Origin of the sequence: Hyphomicrobium sp. (genome assembly GCF_051860585.1) — a bacterium.
In the GTDB taxonomy this organism is placed as follows: domain Bacteria; phylum Pseudomonadota; class Alphaproteobacteria; order Rhizobiales; family Hyphomicrobiaceae; genus Hyphomicrobium_C.
The window spans coordinates 329,421-348,380 of the sequence record NZ_JBHYDS010000002.1 but is presented as its reverse complement, the minus strand read 5'-3'; the positions used below and the strand labels follow the sequence as shown (position 1 = coordinate 348,380).

15 protein-coding genes are annotated in these 18,960 nt (G+C 62.2%); 2 read left to right on the top strand and 13 right to left on the bottom strand.

The window, feature by feature from the left end; translation table 11 throughout:
• Positions 1–160: 160 nt before the first annotated feature.
• The 6 genes from ACTIFK_RS04435 to ACTIFK_RS04410 all read right to left on the bottom strand — a co-directional run bounded on the left by ACTIFK_RS04435 (position 161) and on the right by ACTIFK_RS04410 (position 7,799).
• The gene (locus ACTIFK_RS04435) at positions 161–1,237 is read right to left on the bottom strand and encodes a UvrD-helicase domain-containing protein (RefSeq protein ID WP_439541836.1); all 1,077 of its coding nucleotides are present in this window, start codon (positions 1,235–1,237) and stop codon (positions 161–163) included.
• Positions 1,224–2,822, bottom strand: a complete 1,599-nt coding sequence (locus ACTIFK_RS04430) for an ATP-dependent nuclease (protein WP_439541835.1) — start codon at positions 2,820–2,822, stop codon at positions 1,224–1,226. The genes ACTIFK_RS04435 and ACTIFK_RS04430 overlap by 14 nt, the downstream gene beginning before the upstream one ends.
• A gap of 111 nt (positions 2,823–2,933) precedes the next feature.
• Positions 2,934–3,293 (bottom strand): zinc ribbon domain-containing protein YjdM, encoded by a 360-nt coding sequence (locus ACTIFK_RS04425; protein ID WP_439541834.1) that lies wholly within the window; start codon positions 3,291–3,293, stop codon positions 2,934–2,936.
• A 104-nt stretch (positions 3,294–3,397) separates the two neighbouring features.
• On the bottom strand, positions 3,398–3,781 hold the full coding sequence (locus tag ACTIFK_RS04420; protein WP_439541833.1) for a hypothetical protein: 384 nt from the start codon (positions 3,779–3,781) through the stop codon (positions 3,398–3,400).
• A 260-nt stretch (positions 3,782–4,041) separates the two neighbouring features.
• A complete protein-coding gene (uvrA, locus tag ACTIFK_RS04415; RefSeq protein WP_439541832.1) occupies positions 4,042–7,065 on the bottom strand; it encodes an excinuclease ABC subunit UvrA in 3,024 nt (1,007 codons plus the stop codon).
• A 104-nt stretch (positions 7,066–7,169) separates the two neighbouring features.
• Positions 7,170–7,799, bottom strand: a complete 630-nt coding sequence (locus ACTIFK_RS04410) for a Pr6Pr family membrane protein (protein ID WP_439541831.1) — start codon at positions 7,797–7,799, stop codon at positions 7,170–7,172.
• A 264-nt stretch (positions 7,800–8,063) separates the two neighbouring features.
• Between ACTIFK_RS04410 and ACTIFK_RS04405 the strand changes: the two genes are divergently transcribed.
• Positions 8,064–10,442, top strand: a complete 2,379-nt coding sequence (locus ACTIFK_RS04405; protein WP_439541830.1) for an autotransporter outer membrane beta-barrel domain-containing protein — start codon at positions 8,064–8,066, stop codon at positions 10,440–10,442.
• Positions 10,443–10,602: 160 nt separating this feature from the next.
• On the opposite strand, the gene ACTIFK_RS04400 is transcribed toward ACTIFK_RS04405, so the two are convergent.
• From ACTIFK_RS04400 to ACTIFK_RS04380, 5 genes are all read right to left on the bottom strand, one after another.
• The gene (locus ACTIFK_RS04400; RefSeq protein WP_439541829.1) at positions 10,603–12,999 is read right to left on the bottom strand and encodes an AI-2E family transporter; all 2,397 of its coding nucleotides are present in this window, start codon (positions 12,997–12,999) and stop codon (positions 10,603–10,605) included.
• Between the two features lie 109 nt (positions 13,000–13,108).
• Complete coding sequence (locus tag ACTIFK_RS04395; RefSeq protein ID WP_439541828.1) at positions 13,109–14,104, bottom strand: inorganic phosphate transporter; 996 nt, start codon at positions 14,102–14,104, stop codon at positions 13,109–13,111.
• Positions 14,105–14,758 carry a DUF47 domain-containing protein gene (locus ACTIFK_RS04390; protein WP_439541827.1) on the bottom strand — a complete coding sequence of 218 codons (654 nt, stop codon included), beginning with the start codon at positions 14,756–14,758 and terminating at the stop codon, positions 14,105–14,107.
• 765 nt (positions 14,759–15,523) lie between these two features.
• Positions 15,524–15,829 carry a hypothetical protein gene (locus ACTIFK_RS04385; protein WP_439541826.1) on the bottom strand — a complete coding sequence of 102 codons (306 nt, stop codon included), beginning with the start codon at positions 15,827–15,829 and terminating at the stop codon, positions 15,524–15,526.
• Between the two features lie 223 nt (positions 15,830–16,052).
• The gene (locus ACTIFK_RS04380) at positions 16,053–16,583 is read right to left on the bottom strand and encodes a c-type cytochrome, methanol metabolism-related (RefSeq protein ID WP_439541825.1); all 531 of its coding nucleotides are present in this window, start codon (positions 16,581–16,583) and stop codon (positions 16,053–16,055) included.
• 252 nt (positions 16,584–16,835) lie between these two features.
• Here ACTIFK_RS04380 and ACTIFK_RS04375 point away from each other — a divergent pair, with 252 nt between their 5' ends.
• Positions 16,836–17,483 (top strand): hypothetical protein, encoded by a 648-nt coding sequence (locus tag ACTIFK_RS04375; protein ID WP_439541824.1) that lies wholly within the window; start codon positions 16,836–16,838, stop codon positions 17,481–17,483.
• Between the two features lie 92 nt (positions 17,484–17,575).
• Here the strand turns inward: ACTIFK_RS04375 and ACTIFK_RS04370 are convergent, their stop codons facing one another.
• Complete coding sequence (locus ACTIFK_RS04370) at positions 17,576–18,121, bottom strand: hypothetical protein (RefSeq protein WP_439541823.1); 546 nt, start codon at positions 18,119–18,121, stop codon at positions 17,576–17,578.
• 192 nt (positions 18,122–18,313) lie between these two features.
• On the bottom strand, positions 18,314–18,673 hold the full coding sequence (locus ACTIFK_RS04365) for a YkgJ family cysteine cluster protein (protein ID WP_439541822.1): 360 nt from the start codon (positions 18,671–18,673) through the stop codon (positions 18,314–18,316).
• Between the last annotated feature and the right edge of the window lie 287 nt (positions 18,674–18,960).

The following is an 18,960-nucleotide window of genomic DNA, read 5'->3' as shown; positions in this document are numbered from 1 at the left end:
GCGGGGATAAGATTTTTCAAGGCGCGATATCCATTCAGCGGGATCACGCCGTGGTCTCTAGTTCAAGTAGCCCCGCCTCCTGGGCGATGCAGCTTGGCGATGTTTACCTATTCAAATGGTGCGAATTGAATTTACCCTTTCGGAGGGTTCTCCAAAAGAGCTACAGGACCCATCTTGTCGCCTGGATTCCGCACAGCTTTCCGTCGTAGACAAACGCAACGCTGTACCTCGCGCGGGTGACAGCTACATACATCTTGGCCGCCGACTTTTCGACGTGGTGTATTTTGCCGGAAGCAAGCCATGAGCGTGCCAAGCCGTGCGGATAAATCAACACACGCTCGAAGGTGAGCCCCTTCGATTCCCCGAAGTTCAACGCCTCGTGCGGGTCGCAGTTGCTTTTAGCCGAGTAACGCAACACCTGTGGTGAAAAGCGCTTCACGTACTCGTCCACGGTAGCGTTGGCCACGAGAAACACCCCGTCGTGACCAGTCAGTACATCATTGCGCGAGATGGTTTTTGGCTCGGTCGGAAAGAAACTGTCGCCCAGATTGGCGATGGTCTGATTGCAGCGATGAGTGTGGCACTCGTACTCGATCGTGACTAAGCCGGCCTTCTTCCACAGCTCGAATTTTTTTATGATTGCAGGCCCGCCGAACGCCTTATTCTTCGCGGCATTGTTAGTGGCGAAAGTTGCCTGCCGGTGATCGCCGACAAATGTAACCGGGATCCCGGACTTGAGCATTAGCTCCAATAGCTCGAGGTCGTACCCCGCCATGTCTTGGATTTCGTCGATAATGATGTGGCTGAAACGCTGCTTGAGGCGACGCATGATGGCCCCGCCCGAACGGCTGTCACACTCGCAGATGAACTTAGCGATCTTGTCGGAGTAAATTCGGCGGCCATCAAGAAAGTAGTGTGCGCTGGTCTTCGCCTCGGGAATGTATGGAACGGATTTGCCTTCGATCCAGTGGATGCCCTCTATCCGACAGTTGTGCATTGCCGAGCGATATGGACGGGCAAGCTCCCTGAGAAGGAACGAGTACCAAGAAATGATCTCCACATGGGAGGGAATGGCTGGCGCGCGTTCGTACGCCTTCAGCTGAATCTCTCGTACGTTGTTTCTGGTATAGGTGATCAGGGCTGCGGTACCCGGACTATGCGATAGCGCTTGGTCGACAACTCGCGTCGTTTTTCCACCGCCTGCAGCGGATATCAGGATGCGGCTAGCGGATGGCACGGGCGATATAGTCCGGCGGCGACCATTCGACCTTAGTATCGAAGAACCGAAGCGCGGTCTCGGCCTTGTGGTTGACCATGTGTTCGATGGCAGACGCCTCGTCGGCAAAGTCCTTCCCTAGGACAGCGCTGATCGTCGTCAGTCCGTTCTTCTTCATCAGTTGTGGTTCCAGCGTACGTGCTGCCTCGTCCTTGTCGTATTGTATCGAGACTATTTCTGATTTCAGGTAATCAGCATACTTCTTCTCGAGCGCGGCTACATCGGCATCGTTGTCGGTCACAACATCGGCTGGCTTTTTCAGAAGGACGGCGATTTCGAGGAAGCGTTTGAACGCCAGCGAGTTTACGGAGATCACATCGACCCCGTCCTCAAGCGGCATCTTGCCATGCTTTTTCTGGTAGGCGCGCTGAACGATCAGCTCATCTGATGGGCCTTCGACGAGGATGGAGCGCTTCGCGAGGATGATCCGCAGGGTGTCGTGACCCGGCAGCTTCATGAAGTAGTCTTGCGTGCTTGCATCTTTCAGGTCGGTAAGTCGCATGCCCTCGCCGCGCTGAAAGAGCAAGACCGACTCCACACCCAGCTTGTTGAGAACGAAGCTGCTGTGCGTGGTGATGAAAATCTGTCGCGATCCGGCGTTCGCCGAAATATGGCCGATCAACTCGTTGAGGCTCGCATATGAAAGATGGTTCTCGGCTTCCTCGATCAGGATGATGTGCGACTTCGCTGACGTCTCCATCGCAAGCTTGATCTTTACGGAGTTCTGCTCGCCCTTGCCGACGAGCGGGAGAGGAATGTCGTCAAGATGAGGCATAATACCAGCCTCCCAATTGGCACGTGCTGACGTGTCGAGAGAGATAGAAATCGCCTTGTCGCTGATCTTGCCCTTCTTGGCGGCCAGCGCATCGTTGATCGTCTTGACCTTGGGCTCCTCCAGAAATCGGTCTTTCATTAGCCGGTAGGTCAGGGCTAGGTCGACCTTCTCCTTCGAGCTGAGGCTCTCCTTCACAATGTCGACAACAAAGCGGCTAGCAGCCACGTTGTTCTTGATCGTGCTGGCATCGATCAGACTCGCGTGAAGCGGGATCCAGCGCGAATTCTGGATGTCATTGTCGGCAAAGTCCCGCCATTTGATCCAGTAGTACTCAATCGGCATCGTCCGGATTTCGGAAGGATCGGAGACGTACTGAGCGAAATCATCGGCGTGAGCGGGGTTCAGCTCGATGAGGAGGGATACGCCCGGCAGGTCGAGTCCAAGCGAATTATTGTCCCCCTTAAGCTTGGCTAGGGCGGAATCGTCGGCGAGATAGACTTCGATTAGGATTGAGGGCGGCTCGGGCGATGCGCCGCCTTTCAGCTTGTCGATATATTCTTGAACGAGGTCGAGATTGAACAAATATGGGTGAAGTTCGATCTGAATAGGGCGTCCGTTGAGTTGACCAGTAAGCGCTAGATAAATGGCTTCAAGAAGCGTCGACTTTCCGCATTCGTTATGCCCGACAACGACATTCATCCGGTCATTGAAGCGAACCCTTGCCTTTTGTAGGCACCGGTAATTCTTGATAATCGCTTGCTGGATAAACACGTCACCCCCGAATCTTCACGCTCAAACTACCACAGCGTGCGGGTTGGCCGAATAGGCAGCATACTGGAGGCTTCGTTTCCTCGCGCCAGCTTTGAGGGCCACTCCCCTCCCTCACGCCTTCTTCACGAATTCGGACTTGAGGCTCATGGGGCCGATGCCGTCGATTTTGCAGTCGATGTCGTGATCGCCGCCGACGAGGCGGATGTTCTTCACCTTCGTGCCCATCTTGATGACCTTGGATGAGCCCTTGAGCTTGAGGTCCTTGATCACGGTGATCGTGTCGCCGTCCTGCAGGATGTTGCCCTGGGAGTCGTGGATCACGTTGTCATCTGTGGCGGTGTCGTCTGCGGCGTCGGCGTCTTGGGCCGAAGCTGGGCTCCATTCGTGCGCGCACTCCGGGCATATGAGCAGGTTGCCGTCCTCGTAGGTGAAGGTGGACGCGCATTTGGGGCAGGGCGGGAGTGTGCTCATGGTCGTGTTCCGTGTTTGTAGGCAGCAGGCAGCGGGGCAGCCGGCAGCAGCAGGTTGGCAGTAAGGCAGTCGGCAGTGACGCAGTCGGAAGCTGGTGCGGGGTTTTACGCTCGGCTTGTCAGGACCGGCCACGCGACGATGGCGAAGACGATCATCGAGACGAGCAGGCCGATGGAGCCGATGGCGGCGAGTGGGTCTGCCGTCTCCACGCCGTTGAAGAGCAGGTACAGGCCGGCGATCAACGTGATCAAGCTCGTCTGCGCGAGCCAGAAGTGGACGTGGGCGAGGCGTTTCGCGGCGGCCTCCGGGAACAGGTGATAGAAGAGGCCGAAGATCGCGAACGAGAGCCAGCCGATCACCAGCAGGTGCGCGTGGGTCGGCATCTGGCTGTGGTCCTTGGTGATGCCCATGACGAGGCCGAGCGCCATGCCGAGAACGGCATAGACGAGGGCGGTCGCGAAGAAGTGCGCTGCGAGCCGTGTGTGCATGTGTCCCCCCTTGTCGATCTGTTGCGCGGATTGTCCGTACTCTGCCCCTTGTTTGCTATTGGGGGAAGGGGGGCAGCAGGCAACGGGCAGCAAGCAGCAAGCAGCAAGCAGCAAGCAGCAAGCAGTGGGGCGTCGGCGGGGGTGGGCAACGGGACCAAAAGAGATCGCTGAAGCGTGTCGTGGGTCCCGGCCTTCGCCGGGATGACGTTTGGGGTGGATTGCACGGTTGCACAGAGAGCGGCAGTTTGCGATTGCGGTAGCTACTCCGCCGCCTGCTTCTTGCTCCCGGCTGAGCCATTCTTTGCTTGCGCGCCTCCGGTACGACCCGACCGCCTCACCAGCAGATCCTTCAGATACCGCCCGGTGTAGCTTTCCTTGACGCTCGCGATGTGCTCGGGCGTGCCGGCGGCTACGATGTGGCCGCCGCCGTCGCCGCCTTCGGGGCCGAGGTCGATCACCCAGTCGGCCGTCTTGATGACCTCCAGGTTGTGCTCGATGACCACCACCGTATTTCCCGCGTCGGCCAGCTCGTGCAGCACCTCGAGCAGCTTGGCGACGTCGTGGAAATGGAGGCCGGTGGTCGGTTCGTCGAGGATATAGAGGGTGCGGCCCGTCGCGCGCCGCGAGAGTTCCTTCGACAGCTTGATGCGCTGCGCCTCGCCGCCCGAGAGGGTGGTCGCCTGCTGGCCGATGTGGATGTAGCCGAGGCCGACGCGGGCGAGCGTTTCAAGCTTGTCGCGGATCGGCGGGACGGCGCGGAAGAACTCGGCGCCTTCCTCGACGGTCATGTCGAGCACGTCGGCGATGGATTTCTCGCGGAACGTGACTTCAAGCGTTTCGCGGTTGTAGCGCTTGCCCTTGCACTGGTCGCAGGTGACGTAGACGTCGGGCAGGAAGTGCATCTCGATCTTGAGCACGCCGTCGCCCTGGCAGGCCTCGCAGCGGCCGCCCTTGACGTTGAACGAGAAGCGGCCGGGGCCATAGCCGCGCGCTTTGGATTCTGGGAGGCCTGAGAACCAATCGCGGATGGGCGTGAAGGCGCCGGTGTAGGTCGCCGGGTTCGAGCGCGGCGTGCGGCCGATGGGCGACTGGTCGATGTCGATCACCTTGTCGAGGTTTTCGAGGCCTTCGAGCTTGTCGAACGGGGCGGGGTGCTCGCGCGCGTTCGAGAGCTTGCGGGCGACGGCCTTGAAGACGGTGTCGATCAGGAGCGTGGATTTGCCCCCGCCGGAGACGCCGGTGATGCAGGTGAAGAGGCCGAGCGGGATCTCGGCCGTGAGATTGTGCAGGTTGTTGCCGCGCGCGCCGGTGACGCGCAGGGCGCGGCCCTTCTGCGGCTGGCGACGCTCTTTCGGCAGCGGGATCTGGCGGGCGCCGGAGAGATACTGGCCGGTGATGCTTTTCGGGTCGGCCATGATGTCGTCGGGCGAGCCTTGCGCGATGATCTCGCCGCCGTGGATGCCCGCGCCGGGGCCGATGTCGACGACGTAGTCGGCCGTCAGGATCGCGTCCTCGTCGTGCTCGACGACGATGACGGTGTTGCCGAGGTCGCGCAGGTGGCGGAGCGTGGCGAGCAGGCGGTCGTTGTCGCGCTGGTGGAGGCCGATGGAGGGCTCGTCCAGAACATAAAGAACGCCCGTGAGGCCGGAGCCGATCTGGGAGGCAAGCCGGATGCGCTGCGATTCACCGCCGGAGAGCGTGCCGGCGGCGCGGGAGAGCGTCAGGTATTCGAGGCCGACGTCGTTGAGGAAGGCGAGGCGTTCGCGGATTTCCTTGAGGATGCGGGTCGCGATTTCGGTCTGCTGTTTGGTGAAGGTCTTCGGGACCTCGGCGAACCACTGGTTGGCGGCCTTGATCGACAGGTCGCCGACCTCGCCGATGTGACGGCCGCCGACCTTGACGGCGAGCGCCTGCGGCTTCAGGCGGTAGCCTTTGCAGGCTTCGCATGGATGCGCGCCCTGGTAGCGCGACAGCTCCTCGCGCACCCATTCCGAGTCTGTCTCGCGCCAGCGGCGCTCGATGTTGCCGATGACGCCTTCGAAGGTCTTGGCGGTCTTGTACTTGCGGTGGCCGTCCTCGTAGGTGAACTCCACCTCTTCCTCGCCGGTGCCGTAGAGGATGGCGAGTTGCGCGTGCTTCGGCAGGCGCTCCCACGGCATCGACATCGACACCTTGTAGTGCTTGGCGAGGGCTTCGAGCGTCTGCTCGTAATAGGGCGAGGTGTTGCCGGTGCGCGACCAGGGATAGATGGCGCCGTCCTTCAAGGAGAGCGTTTGATCCGGGACGACGAGGTCGGCTTCGAACTGCAATTCCGTGCCGAGGCCGTCGCATTCGGGGCAGGCGCCGGCCGGCGCGTTGAACGAGAACAGGCGCGGCTCGATTTCCTCGATGGTGAAGCCGGAGACGGGGCAGGCGAAGCGGGCCGAAAACGTGAGGCGCTCGTGCGTCTCGTTCTTGCTCTTGTTGGCGCCTTCGGTGTCGGCCTTCGGAAGCGGCTTGTCGGCGAATTCGGCAATGGCGATGCCGTCGCCGAGGCCGAGCGCGGTTTCGAAGCTGTCGGCGGCGCGTTTCTTGAGCTCGGCGCGCGCCTTGTCGTCACCAGCCTTGGGCAGGACCAGACGATCCACCACGACGTCGATGTCGTGTTTGAATTTTTTGTCGAGCTTGGGCGCGTCCGGGATTTCGTAGACCGTGCCGTCGATCTTGGCGCGCTGGAAGCCCTTCTTCATGAGTTCGGCAAGTTCCTTCTTGAACTCACCCTTGCGGCCGCGAGCAATCGGGGCGAGCAGGAACAGGCGCGTGCCGCCGGGGATCTCCATCACCCGGTCCACCATCTGCGAGACGGTCTGGCTTTCGATGGGCAGGCCCGTGGCCGGCGAGTACGGCACGCCGACGCGCGCGAACAGGAGGCGCAGGTAGTCGTAGATCTCGGTGACGGTGCCGACGGTCGAGCGCGGGTTCTTGGACGTGGTCTTCTGCTCGATCGAGATGGCGGGCGACAGGCCGTCGATGTGGTCGACGTCCGGCTTCTGCATCATCTCGAGGAACTGGCGCGCGTAGGCCGACAAGCTCTCGACGTAGCGGCGCTGACCCTCGGCGTAGATCGTGTCGAAGGCCAGCGACGATTTGCCGGAGCCCGACAGGCCCGTGAACACCACGAGGGCGTCGCGCGGAATCTCGAGATCGACGTTCTTGAGGTTGTGCTCGCGGGCGCCCCGAACGTGAATCGTCTTCATCAGATCAGAGCCCTGGCGGCCCTGGGATTTCTTCGGAAGTTTGCTCATGGCCCCCTACGTAGCTCGCTCTCCGAGCAACGGCAATGCAACCCAACGGCGCGCCCAGAAATATGGCGTGGACGCCGGAATATAGGGGCGGGGCGGCCGGATTATCAGGCCGCCGACGTGCGGGTGCGGCCGATGAGCCCAAACACCCGGCCGACGGCGATCAGGATGAGGCAGAGGACCAGGAATGCGGCCGTCATGCCGCCGGCGTTGATCAGCGCCTTTTCGAGGCCGATCTGGGAGATGTCGACAAACGGGTAGGGGTAGAAGCCGCTCCAGGAGCCGTGCCAGAGCGTCCAACCCATGTAGAGGAGGGGGTAGACGAGGGCGAGGAGGGCTGTTCTCCACGGCACCGCAGTCTTCGGCACGAAGAGCAGCCAATCGAGTGCGAAGAGCGCCGGCGTGACGTAGTGCAGGCTCATGTCGGCGACCCAGTTCCAGCCCTGGGGATTCCAGAGGTCGCGCAGGATCAGATGGTAGGTGATGGCGACGACGATCATGTAGGTGGCGATGGCGGTGCGAACCGACGGGCGGTCGAAGAACGATCCCGGCGCAAGGACCGAGGCGGTCATCGCGATGGCGGCGATGATGTTGGTCGTGATCGTGAAGTAGCTGAAGAAGTTGATGGTTCGGTTGACGGGGTCGGGACCGATGTCGCCGGTCATGACGAGCCAATACTGGAGCGCGAGGGCGAACCAGCCGATCGCGGCGGCGAGTACACGGAGACCGGCGGCCATTCTACTTTCCCCCATCTGCTTGCCTGCAGCCCTGCGTTCGCGCTTCCCCACGCACGCGGGGCGAGACTAGCAGGGCGACGGTGGTGCGTCGACGGCGTATGGCTCTAGGCTCTAGGGGGCTCTAGTCGGGCACCGGCTGGCCGCGAGCGGCCGCATGTCCGAGGCGCATCATCTTATCCAATTAATTGAAGAAAAGGGCCGAAGGTTCGTTTCTGACCGTGTGCGAAGCGCGCGAATCAACTTGTATGCGGATGAACTCGTTTCATGCGCGTCGAATTCCTGACCCAGGAGACTGCTTTGACGCGCCTCGCCTTGCGCCTTCCCTTTCTTGCGCTCGCCGCCGCCGTGTGGCTGCTGTTTCCGCCAGCGCCGCAAGCGCACGCGTCGTCCTGGTGCGACATGACTGGCACGCATCAAGAGTGCACCGGGGAGGCCAGCGGTGCGGACCTTACCTTGGGCGACTCGACTGTTGTCAGCTCGGTTCACGTCCACAGCATGACGCAGACGTTCATCGCGCTCGCAGGCTGCGCGATCGACCTCTATGGCGCTGGGCCCCTCGTCATCAATGTCGATACGGGTCCGTTCGGTCTCGTGTCCCCCCAATACGGTCTCACCGCCACGGTCACGACTGGACCGGGCAGCGTGACGATCGACAATATCGGCTCGATCACATCGGGTTCCACGCACGCGGCAATCTATGGAGAGACGCGCGGCGGTGGTGCGGTCAATATCACGACGAACGGAGACCTTAACGAAGCCCTTGTTGGCGGAGGTGTTAACGGCGGCATCTACGGAATCTGGGCGAAGTCCTCGAATTCGTCCGGTACGGCCGGAGCCATCTCCATCGTCTCAAATGGTGGAGACATCATAGGCGCTACGCATGGCATCCTGGTCCAGACGACCAATGGCGCGCATGTGACGATCAACGACGGAGCCGTTGGAGGCTACACTACGGGCATCCATGCCGACGGTTCCGGGTCGCTCACGGTCGACAACCACGGCGTGATCATCGGCCTCACTTATGCAATCGAGTCGGCCGACGGCAATGACACGATCAACAACTACAACGCGATCGTTGGAAGTGTCTCCATGGGGCTTGGGGTGGACGCGCTCACGAACACCCAATCGGGGATCATCGAATCCCGCGCGAGCCTCTCCGCCGAGTCCATTGTGAATAGCGGCATACTCTCGCCGGGCGGAAGAGGAGACATCCAGACGACGCAGGTCACTGGCAACCTTCAGCAGACGAGCACCGGAAAGTATGCGGTCGATCTCGTCGAGAGCAGCGGGGCGGTGACAGCCGACAGGATCGACGTCGACGGCAATGCGACGCTGGCTGGAACGGTCGTCGTCAACACTTCGGGAGACCTAGGCCGGTCCGGCTCCATCGTGATCGCTTCGGTTACCAACGGCGATCTCACGAATAACCTCGGCAAGGTCGAATCCAGCGGCGGCTATCGCTACCAGCTCACGGCCACCTATGGCGTCACCGATTACCTGACGCTCAACTGGATGTTCGGTATGGCCACCGTTGCGGAGACGATCAACGGGACAGGCGGCGGCAACGTGTCACCAAGCCAGCAGAAGATCGCCGCGCATCTCGACGCGGCCGTGGGCAACGGGGACGGCACCGCGGCGTTCGACGACATGGTGGAGACCGTTGCCGACATGACGCCCGAAGAGGCGCAGAATGCAGCGAACAAGCTGAACCCGGAGCACTACGCGCAACGCTTTTCCGATACGCCGCAATCGTATCTCGCGTTCCTAGGCTCGGTGATGAGCTGCCCGACGCTGGAAAGCAATCCCGGCTTTATCCAGGAAGGCCAGTGCTATTGGGCCAAGATGGGCGGCCGTCAGCACGATTGGGACAAGACCAGCCGCAACGTCGGCGGCGACGAGGAGACGTGGACCACCTCGGGCGGCGTGCAGGTCGCGCTGCGCGACGAATGGCGTCTCGGCTTTGCCGGCGCCTACGAGCATGCGAACGTCTCGACGAACAACGGTGCTTTGAGCGAGACCGAACGCGCGCAAGGCGCGATCGTGCTCAAGAACCGCTGGGATACCGTCAGCCTCGCTGCGACTGCCTTTGCGGGCTATGGCTGGACCGATACGCAGCGCCTGATCGGTTTTGGCGGCCTGGGCAAGGCGGAGAGCGAGTCAGAGATGTGGTTCGCCGGCTCGCAGGTGCGCCTGAGCCAACTCTTCGAGCAGGCGGGCGGCTGGTATCTCAAGCCGATGATCGATTTCAACGCCGCGCGTATCGAGACTGACGGCTTCAGTGAGCATGGCGCAGGTGCCGCAAACCTGGCGGTTTCAGGCGATGCGACATGGATTCTGACGGCGAGCCCCGCGCTTGAAATCGGTGGCGAGATGCGCAGCGGTACCCTGGTGCTGCGCCCGTACGCCCGCATCGGCGCGACGTTCTTCCAGGATGCGGTCTTCGAGACGACGGCGAGCTTCCTCGCTGCCCCCGGGGCGTCGTTCACGATCTCGAGCGAATTCGACAAGCGCTATCTCGACGTGGCAGCGGGCGTGGACGTGATCACTGCCCATGGCGTGGACGTGAAGCTCACCTATGACGGGCGCTTCTCCGAGCATTCCGACATGCATGCCGGTGGCGTGAAGGCTGCGGTCGCGTTCTAGGCGCGGGTCGCGCTCAAGCCGGCGGCAGATCCGCTTTCCCTCAGCGCGCGGCCATATAGGTGAAGAAGGCGATCAGCGCGTCGATTTCGGTGTCGGGAATGCTCGCCGCGTCGAAGCCGGGCATCTGCTGCTGCGGCCAGCTGCGTCGATGGCGTATGCTCTAATCCGGCACCGGCTGGCCGAGGGTGGCGCTGCTGTCGGCCCGTTCAGGCGGCTCGGTTGCCCCGGCCTCGTCGCCGGTGATGATGGCGGCCACGTCCGCGGCCATGGTTTCCAGGATCTCCAACTCGCGGTCGTCCAGCGTGCGGGGCTCGGTGCCCAGGATACACATGGCGCCCAGCACCTTGCCGTCGGCGGTGCGCAGGGGCGCGCCCGCATAGAAACGGGCGTTCCAAAGTTTGATGGTCGGATTTTCGGCGAAACGGGGATCGCGTTCCGTGTCTTCGATGACGAGTGTTTCGCCGGTCGAGACGACGTGATCGCAGACCGCGTCCGTGCGCGGGATCACGATCATATCCGTGCCGTCCTTGGTCAGGGAGCCAGCGAGCTGCTTGCTTTGGCCGACGATGAACTCCTGATCCTTGTCGATGGCGGAGATGACGGCGAAACCGGCTGTGAACACATCGGCGGCGCGCGTCGCGGCGGCGTCGAGATCTTCGCGGGCGGACCCGCTTAGCACGCCTGTCGCATGAAGGGCGGCCACGCGCTCTTCGTCATTCTCCGGCGCTTCGGCCTTCTGCGCCTCTTCCGCTGCTTCCGGGGCGACGATGCGGTGCAGCCGTCTGATCGCTTCCTCGATGGACGTGACCACTTCGTCTGCGCCGAGGGCTTCGTGGGCATCGCCAACGAGGAGTTCGGGAGGTGCGTTCCAAAGTGCCAGGACGATGCGCAGGTTCGGCCAGCGGCGGCGCAGGCGGCGGCAGAAGTGACGCGCGGGCATGGCGGGGCTGGACGAGAAGTAGGTCACGCACACGGTATCGGCGCCTTCGAGGTCGAGCTTGGCAACGGAGGCTGCGCTGACCGTCGTGGCTGGCCGGTAGACGGCGGGAATGCCGTCGAGAGCGAGCGCGTGGCACAGCATCTCGCAGGAGATCGTATCCGCTTCCCATTTGCCGCCGATACAGACGACCCGGGGTTTCGCGTCTGCCGGTATTTCCGCCGGGTATTCCTCGCGCAGTTCGTCGAGAAGCTCGTCCATTCCGGTCGCGACGCGTAGGCGATGCTCGGCGGTGGCGTGGCGCAAATGGTCGTCGCTGGCGAGGCGAAGAACTTCGAGGCCGACATCGTTGTAGAATTCTTGCGGCGAGGACTCTTCGATCGCTATCGTGGCGATGTCGATGGCTTCCTCGGCGTCGTCGGCGAGCAATCGCTGATAGACGCGTGTCGGAAGATCGAGGGCAGGCAGCGAGCCGAGCATGGTATCCAGGAACTGGAGCTGCGGAATGTTGCGGCCAATGACGAGCAGGCAGACGGTGAGCGGGGTCGCGAGAATGAGGCCGATGGGTCCCCAGAGCGCGGTCCAGAACGTGGCCGATGCAATCAGCGACATGGCCGAGAGGCCGGTGCTGGTTCCGTAAAGCATCGGTTCGACGATGTTGTTGCTGACGACCTCCAGGACGACGATCAGCGCCACCGTCCAGAGCACCATGTTCCAACCCGGATCGACGGCGAAGGCGAGACCGATCGGGAAGATCGCCGACAGCATCGGGCCGACGTAGGGGACGAAGCGCATCACGGCGGCGACGGTGCCCCACAGCAGCGCGCCGGGCACGCCGATCATGTAAAGCCCAAGCGCCATGGGTATGCCGTACGTCATATTCACGATGAGCTGCATCAGCAGGTATTTGCTGATGCGTTTGCCGGCTTCCTCGATGGCGTCGGTCGATCGATGCAAGTTGCCACCGAGCATGCGCAGCAAGCGGTCTCGCAGATCGCTCCGGTCGAGAAGCGCGAGAAAGACGAACACGAAGACGATGCCGATCTTCGCCATGGGCTCCAGCGAACTCTGCAGCCACTCCATCGCCGTTTCGAATGGGTCTCTTGGAGTCGGCACGATTTCGACGCGCTGGGGGCCGGCCTCGGCCGCAGTCGCGGCGGGAGGTTTGTCGTTCGCCTTCACTTCCTTCTGGACTGTCTCGACGGTTTGCAAAGCGCCTTCAAGGAAACCCGGTGCTTTCAGTTGGGCGCGCAAGTCGGCGAGCTTCGTGCGGATCGTCCACTGGTACGTCGGAAGTTCCTGGCTCAGCGAGCGCAACTGAGAGCCGAGCACGCCGACCATGCTGGCCAACACGGCAACGATCATGATCATGACGGCGATGACCGAGACGATGCGCGGGACGCCGCGGCGGCTCAGCCAAGCGACGGGCGGATTGAGCGCGAAGCTGATCAGGAAGGCGCACACCAGGGGGATGAGGACATCCTGGCCGTAGTACAGCGCGGCGATGATGACGGCGGCGCTGACGAGGGTCGCGGCGATGCGAACGACATCAATCGGTTGTGCATCGGGTTTTGGGAAATTGGACGGCTGGTCGGGTAGCTGCGAAGCGATTGGCGACATGTCCATCGACCGGTTGTTGGCCGGTATAACGCGCGAGTGCCGTTTGCGTTCCTCTGCCGCTGGAACGGACAGTGGGCTGCAAGCCAAAGCATGTGCGGCGAGCCGACGCTTACCCCCAAAAACGATTTGCGATCAACGCCGCGCAGTAAGCGATGACGGCGCACGAGGGGAAAGTCAGCAACCAGGCGATGACGATCTTGCGCAGCACGCCCCACCGGATGTCCGACACCCTCTTGCCGGCGCCGACGCCGATGATGGCGCTCGTGATGGTGTGTGTCGTGGAGAGCGGTATGCCGTACATCGACGCCCCGAAAATCGTGCTGGAGGCCGCGGCGGTTGCGGCAAAACCCTGCCACGACGTGAGGCGAGTCATTTTTGACCCTACGGTCTCGATGATCCGCCAACCGCCTGCGCTGGTGCCAAGGCCCATGGTGAGGGCGCAAATGACGATCACCCACCACGGAATTGTAAATTCCGAAGTGACGCCGCCCGCTAGCAGGGTGAGGGCGAAGACACCCATGAACTTCTGGCCGTCGTTGAGCCCGTGATTGAACGCCATGAAGGCGGCCGATGCCATCTGCAGGTGATCGAACCTGCGTTTTGCCCGGCCAGGGGAAGCCGCGGCGGCAACGCGGATGACAAGGCGCGCCAACAGGAACGCGGCAGCAAAACCGATGCCGATCGACAGCGCCATGCCGATGCCAACCTTCTGCCAGCCGTGCCATTGCAGAGCATCGAAACCGCCGCCCGCGAAACCAGCGCCGGCGAGGCCGGCCAGCAGCGCATGCGATTTGCTGACCGGGATGCCGAGCTTGGCGGCCATCGTACCCCAGGCGATGATTGCGATCATAGTCGCGGTGATCGCCGGAATGGTGAGAGCGGACGCCGCGACGATGCCCTGGCCGACGGTCGTCGCCACCGCGGTGCCGGACATTGCGCCCAACGTGTTCAGCACGACGGCCATGAGGATTGCCGAGCGGGGCGTCATGACTCCGGTCGATACGACCGTCGCGATTGCGTTGGGTGCGTCGGTCCAGCCGTTCACGAATTCGGCCACGAGCACCGCAAGGAGGGCGATGACGACACCCACCGTCAAGCTCTCCACTCACGCCTCCTTGCGGGCGAGCGACAGGATATGTCGCGCGACGTGGTTGGCGTCGTCGGTCATTTCCTCGAGCAGATGAAAGAGCTGGTGCCAGGCAATGAAGCCAATCGCGTTGGCGCCGGGGCGGCTGTATTCCTCGACCAGCATGCGCTCGACGCTGGAGACCAGGCGGTCGGCCTCCGCTTCGGCGTCGTCGACGGCTGTTGCAAGCTCACGGACTTTTGCGAGCTTGAGCTTCGGCTCTCCGAGCATGCGGATGAGCGCGTGCAGCATCGAAGCCATGCGGTCGCCGATCTGCATCAACTCCAAGGCCGCGGGGCGGAGTTCGCCGAGATGCAACCGGTAGACGTCGAGATGGATTGCGACCTTGCGCATTCCATCGATGACGTTGTCGAGATCGTCGGTGAGCTTCATCGAGTCCGGAATGTCGAACCGCATGATGAACGAGTTGTCGAGCAGCTCGTGGATCGCATCGACGAGCGCATCTGCCTTGTGCTCGAAGTCAACGATGCCCTGGAGGTCGCGGCCCTGCGTCTCGACGAAATGGCTCGAGCATTGAACTACGGTTTCGGAAAGCTGCCGGAGAAGCGTTGCGAACTGATCGTTGTTGGACGGGCCGAACAAGTTCGCCAGCGCGCCTGGTTTGGTTTTCACGAGAGATCCTATGGGGGCCGCAGCATTTCAGATGCGTTTGGGGGATACGGCCAGCGTGCGGGGTTTGCAATAGGCGATGGAAACGCCATAGGCGCGTAACTGCGGTGCATCGCTTATTTAATGTGAGCGGCCTTGACAGCGCTGCAAAGAAGGCCAACTCTCAAAGGTGACGGTTGTCGCTGGCGTCGTTGACTGAAGCATCCGCTTCCGCCCGGCCCACAGTACCTCGCGGTTGTGAGGACGGCCGTCGTCGATTAGATCGCGCGCTCGGCGGGCGGGATCCAAGGGATCCGCCGCAGACCGCGATCTGGGATCAACAGCGAATGGAGGGCGAATGACTCCACCGGGTAGTCTCACTGGACCCCGCGCTGACGCGAGGTCCACGCTTGAATAGCGGGAGCTGCTGCAGCTCAAGCTCCTTAAACTCGAGCGCTTTCAAATTCAAAATTGAAAATCTTCATGCGAGGGCGGATGGCCGGTCAAGATCTGGGCCGGTGTGCCAGAGCCTTGCCTTATGAGCCCGGCTCAGCTGGGTAGGTTATCGAAGACAAGAGAGCCCCGATCGGCCGAGTGCGCGACGGGGCTCATTTTTTGTGCTCGGCTGCGAGCGTCTCATCGATGTTCGCGACAGGTCGTCTTGCGAGCGCCAACGCGGATTTCTTTGGCATCCAACTTTCTTTGGCATCCACGGATAAGCAATGACCGGACGCCCTGCGTGAGGACGCCCGGATCATGCCGGCGGTTCCGCCTGCTCTCGAGGCTCGGCTATTGCGTGATGGAGCCTTCCGTCACGGTTGCCCCGTTCAGCTTCGCGTCCTTGAACACGAGCTTGTCGCCGGGGGCGGCCATCCATGAAAAACCCCACGGTCCGGTCAGTCCGCATCCGTCCTTGCATTTCGCCGAGAGGTCGCCGGTTTTTCCTGCGGCGATGGTTTCGACGTGCTCGGTGTTGCCTTCGTCGATGCCCACTTTGAGTTCGGCCTTGTCCTGATTTTCAACGGTCAGCGCCAATGCCGGGCTCGCACACACAACGGCGGCGACGGCAACGCAGAGCGATTTGAAATGTTTCATTCGTCTTCTCCTCTCCTGGTTTCGTTTTTTTACGCGGCCGCAGTCGTCTCCCCGATCGTGTCCAATCGGGGTGCGCGAAGTCTGCGGATGAAGAGGATGTGGTGCCGGCCCGGCCGCGCGCCATTGCGGACGATGCCATCCGGATCCGGCGTTACGTGATTGCATTACGTAGGATTGCGGGTTGATGCCACTCGAGGGTGGGCACTGGGCTCGGCGATAATTTTCAGGGACCCATGCAGTCGTTTTCGTTGGCGATCGCCGTCTTTGGCTTTGCTTCGTTGGACGGAGGGCGGCCGGATCCAAGAGCGCCGTCGGAGCGAGCCCGCAGGTAGACGTAGATGTCGTCGAGGTAGCACATCACGTTTTTATTATCGCCGAAGGCCGGCATGACCAGGCTCTCGGCCGTGTTGACGGACTGCTTGCCGTTGATGACGATCTTCTGGAAGTCGTCGTAGCCGATGGTCTTTAGCGATTGGGTGAGGTCCGGCGCGAAGCTCGATCCGGAGCCGTCGAACCCGTGGCAGGTTTCGCACGTGCCGTTGAAGCGGCGGTAGCCGGAGAAGGTGTACCAGTCGACCTGACCGTTCGGCGCGATCTTGTAGGTCGGGTTGCCGGCCGCATCGAAGTATTTACCGTCCTGGGTTGTCGCGACTTTCGGGTCGCCGACAGGGGCGGCATCGGGCGCCGCGAAGGCGGATGCGGCGGCGGCCGAGGCGGCGATGGCGAGAAGCGTGACGCGTAGCGGTTTTGACATCGGAGCCTCCATCCGGCTCGGCTTAGCGCGCGGCGGAACCGTCTTGGACAGATATGCCGGGAGAGCGCCCAGGGAAGGGGCCTTTACTGATAAGTAAAGGCGGTGGTTAATGGGCCGCTTGAACGCTAACTTCACGGGCGACGTCCGTACGCTTCTGAATGGCGCATGAACTCTTCGCTCAAGCGCCGTTCAGCGGTGGTGCGCCATAACGCGGCCCAAGCTCTCGCTTATTGGGACGGGACCGGCGCGTAGATGACCGAGACAATGACATTCGAGGGAACGACACCCATGACAGACCGTGGCATTTCAGACGAACCGCACTTGGGGCCAGTGCAGCGCTTCGTCCCTCTCCTCAAGACCATGGCCCTCGTTGTGACGATCGTGGGCGCGGTGCCAACCGCGATCACGGCCTATCATGCCTGGCAGTACAAGGTGCCCTTCACGCAGGTCTCGCACCGGCTGGCCCAGTTCGAGATCTGGGAGCGCAATATCGACTGCAAGATCGACTACAAGGCGCTTTCCACATCGCAAGGCACCAAGGTCGATGCGGGCGCTTGCCCGTCGACGGGTGATATCTCTCTCAAGGTTTCGACCGACGACGGCAAGGCGACCTACGAGTGGATCGCCTACAATCAGTTGCAGAAGCCGGGCGAGGCGCCGCCTTCGGGCTTCCTCGACCTCATCATCGGCAGCGCGCGTGCCGACCAGGCCGGCCCGCGCAGCGTGCAGGTCGCGCAGGGCATGGAGGTCGTCTGCCAGTCGCTGATCAGCAAGTCGCAGCTGGTGCGCGTCGTCAAGGAAGGCAGCCAGTGCTACCGCGAGGTGCTGTCGCCGGTGCGCGGCTCCGTCGACAAGCGCGAGCAGGTTCCCTGCGATACGAAGTGCAACGCGTCGGGCTGACAGGCTGCAACGCGCTCAAAAGGAAAGCCGCGGATCGGTATCGATCCGCGGCTTTTTCTATGGGACGAGGCTTCTTTGGGAAAGGACCGGCGTTACTTGCCGGGGCCCTGGAACAGCATCTCGAAGCTGCCGGAGCCGGGGCCTTTCGGGGCGGGCTTGGCTTGCTTGCGGGGCTGGGTGGCGCGGCGCGGTTTTTGTGGCGCTGCGGCCGGGGCCGGTTCAGCCGCCGTTTTGGCCGTCGGTTCCGTGGCGGGCGGGGCCGGCGCTTCATCGACCGGGTTCTGGGGAACGAGGCTCTGCGGTGCAGCGGCAGGGGCCGCCGCCGCGGGTGCCGGGGCGGTAGCAGACGGGGCAGCGCCGGCGGTCACCATGGACATGCCGTCGGTTTCGATGGTGGCGTTCTGCGACACGAGGCGCGAAAAGCCCCACGGGCCCGTCACCGCGCAGTCGGAGACGCAGTCTTCCTTGACGTCGACCGAGCCGCCAGCCGGGATCTGGTAGACGCCTTCGCTGGCGCCGTTGTCGACGGCGATGCTGACCTCGTTCGAGGATGTGTTCTTGACCGTGAGGGCGCCGACGGGGATGGCCGCGGTCGTGAGGACGGCAAAAGCGGTAACGGCGCGTGTCATGAAGGTCATCGTGATCTCCTGGCCATTCGAGCGCTGTTGTCGTTTTCCGATTCTGGCTTCCGGCGCTCGTGGGGTGCCGCATAACATGGGGCGGCGCATGCGACATCTTAAATAATGTATGATTAATAAATTACTTAAATTCTCTATGAACTCGTACGCGCTCCGCGCGACAAGTTTTTGAACTTACTCGCTTTTGTTGAGTTACTGATTGGTGGTGACTGCAACCCAGGTCGGGTCATCCTGCGCGCGGCGCTCAAAGCTCAGGAAATCGTAGTAGCCGCAACGGCCTTTGCCGGGGAACGATCTGCACACGGACGGGCGGGCCTTGTAGATCGTGCAGCACCGTTTGGTGGTGTCGAAGAAGCGGCAGATCGCGCCGAAGTGTTTGTCCCTCTTGCGCTTCATCGCGTACTTGCGGCCGTGAGCCTCGCGGGTGAAGGCGCGCCGGGCTTCCTCGAATTCCATATCGTGGTGGCGGGCAAGCCGTTCGACGTCGCGTTTGTCCAACGCGATGAGCGGATAGGAGCAGCAATAACCGGGGCACTTGCGGCAATCGTACACGAGCGTTCTATCCGTGTTGAGCGATCTATCCGTTTCAAGCTTGGCGCCTTTTGGCTCCCGGAGCGCGGCCGCGGCCTTGACCGGTGGCGGCGCGTGCGGGTGTCATAAGGCTGTCGCGCCTTCTGTTAACTTCCCTTGGCGTGGACGGCAATGTTAAAGGTCTCGCCGGTCGGCTCAATGATGCGGTCGAACTTCACTTGCGGCTCAAGGGCCACTGTTCTGTTCGAAAGTGTGGCCCGGCACGCTCGCGCGCCTTGGCCTCGGGACACACTTTCTCCTTTAATGCC

What these genes read in the sequence shown, in the direction of transcription:
- ACTIFK_RS04410 (WP_439541831.1), bottom strand. Translation starts at nt 7,799, where the DNA reads ATGGCCGCCGGTCTCCGTGTACTCGCCGCCGCGATCGGCTGGTTCGCC.
- uvrA (WP_439541832.1), bottom strand. Translation starts at nt 7,065, where the DNA reads ATGAGCAAACTTCCGAAGAAATCCCAGGGCCGCCAGGGCTCTGATCTG.
- ACTIFK_RS04400 (WP_439541829.1), bottom strand. Translation starts at nt 12,999, where the DNA reads ATGTCGCCAATCGCTTCGCAGCTACCCGACCAGCCGTCCAATTTCCCA.
- ACTIFK_RS04420 (WP_439541833.1), bottom strand. Translation starts at nt 3,781, where the DNA reads ATGCACACACGGCTCGCAGCGCACTTCTTCGCGACCGCCCTCGTCTAT.
- ACTIFK_RS04405 (WP_439541830.1), top strand. Translation starts at nt 8,064, where the DNA reads ATGCGCGTCGAATTCCTGACCCAGGAGACTGCTTTGACGCGCCTCGCC.
- ACTIFK_RS04425 (WP_439541834.1), bottom strand. Translation starts at nt 3,293, where the DNA reads ATGAGCACACTCCCGCCCTGCCCCAAATGCGCGTCCACCTTCACCTAC.
- ACTIFK_RS04380 (WP_439541825.1), bottom strand. Translation starts at nt 16,583, where the DNA reads ATGTCAAAACCGCTACGCGTCACGCTTCTCGCCATCGCCGCCTCGGCC.
- ACTIFK_RS04375 (WP_439541824.1), top strand. Translation starts at nt 16,836, where the DNA reads ATGACCGAGACAATGACATTCGAGGGAACGACACCCATGACAGACCGT.
- ACTIFK_RS04385 (WP_439541826.1), bottom strand. Translation starts at nt 15,829, where the DNA reads ATGAAACATTTCAAATCGCTCTGCGTTGCCGTCGCCGCCGTTGTGTGT.
- ACTIFK_RS04370 (WP_439541823.1), bottom strand. Translation starts at nt 18,121, where the DNA reads ATGACCTTCATGACACGCGCCGTTACCGCTTTTGCCGTCCTCACGACC.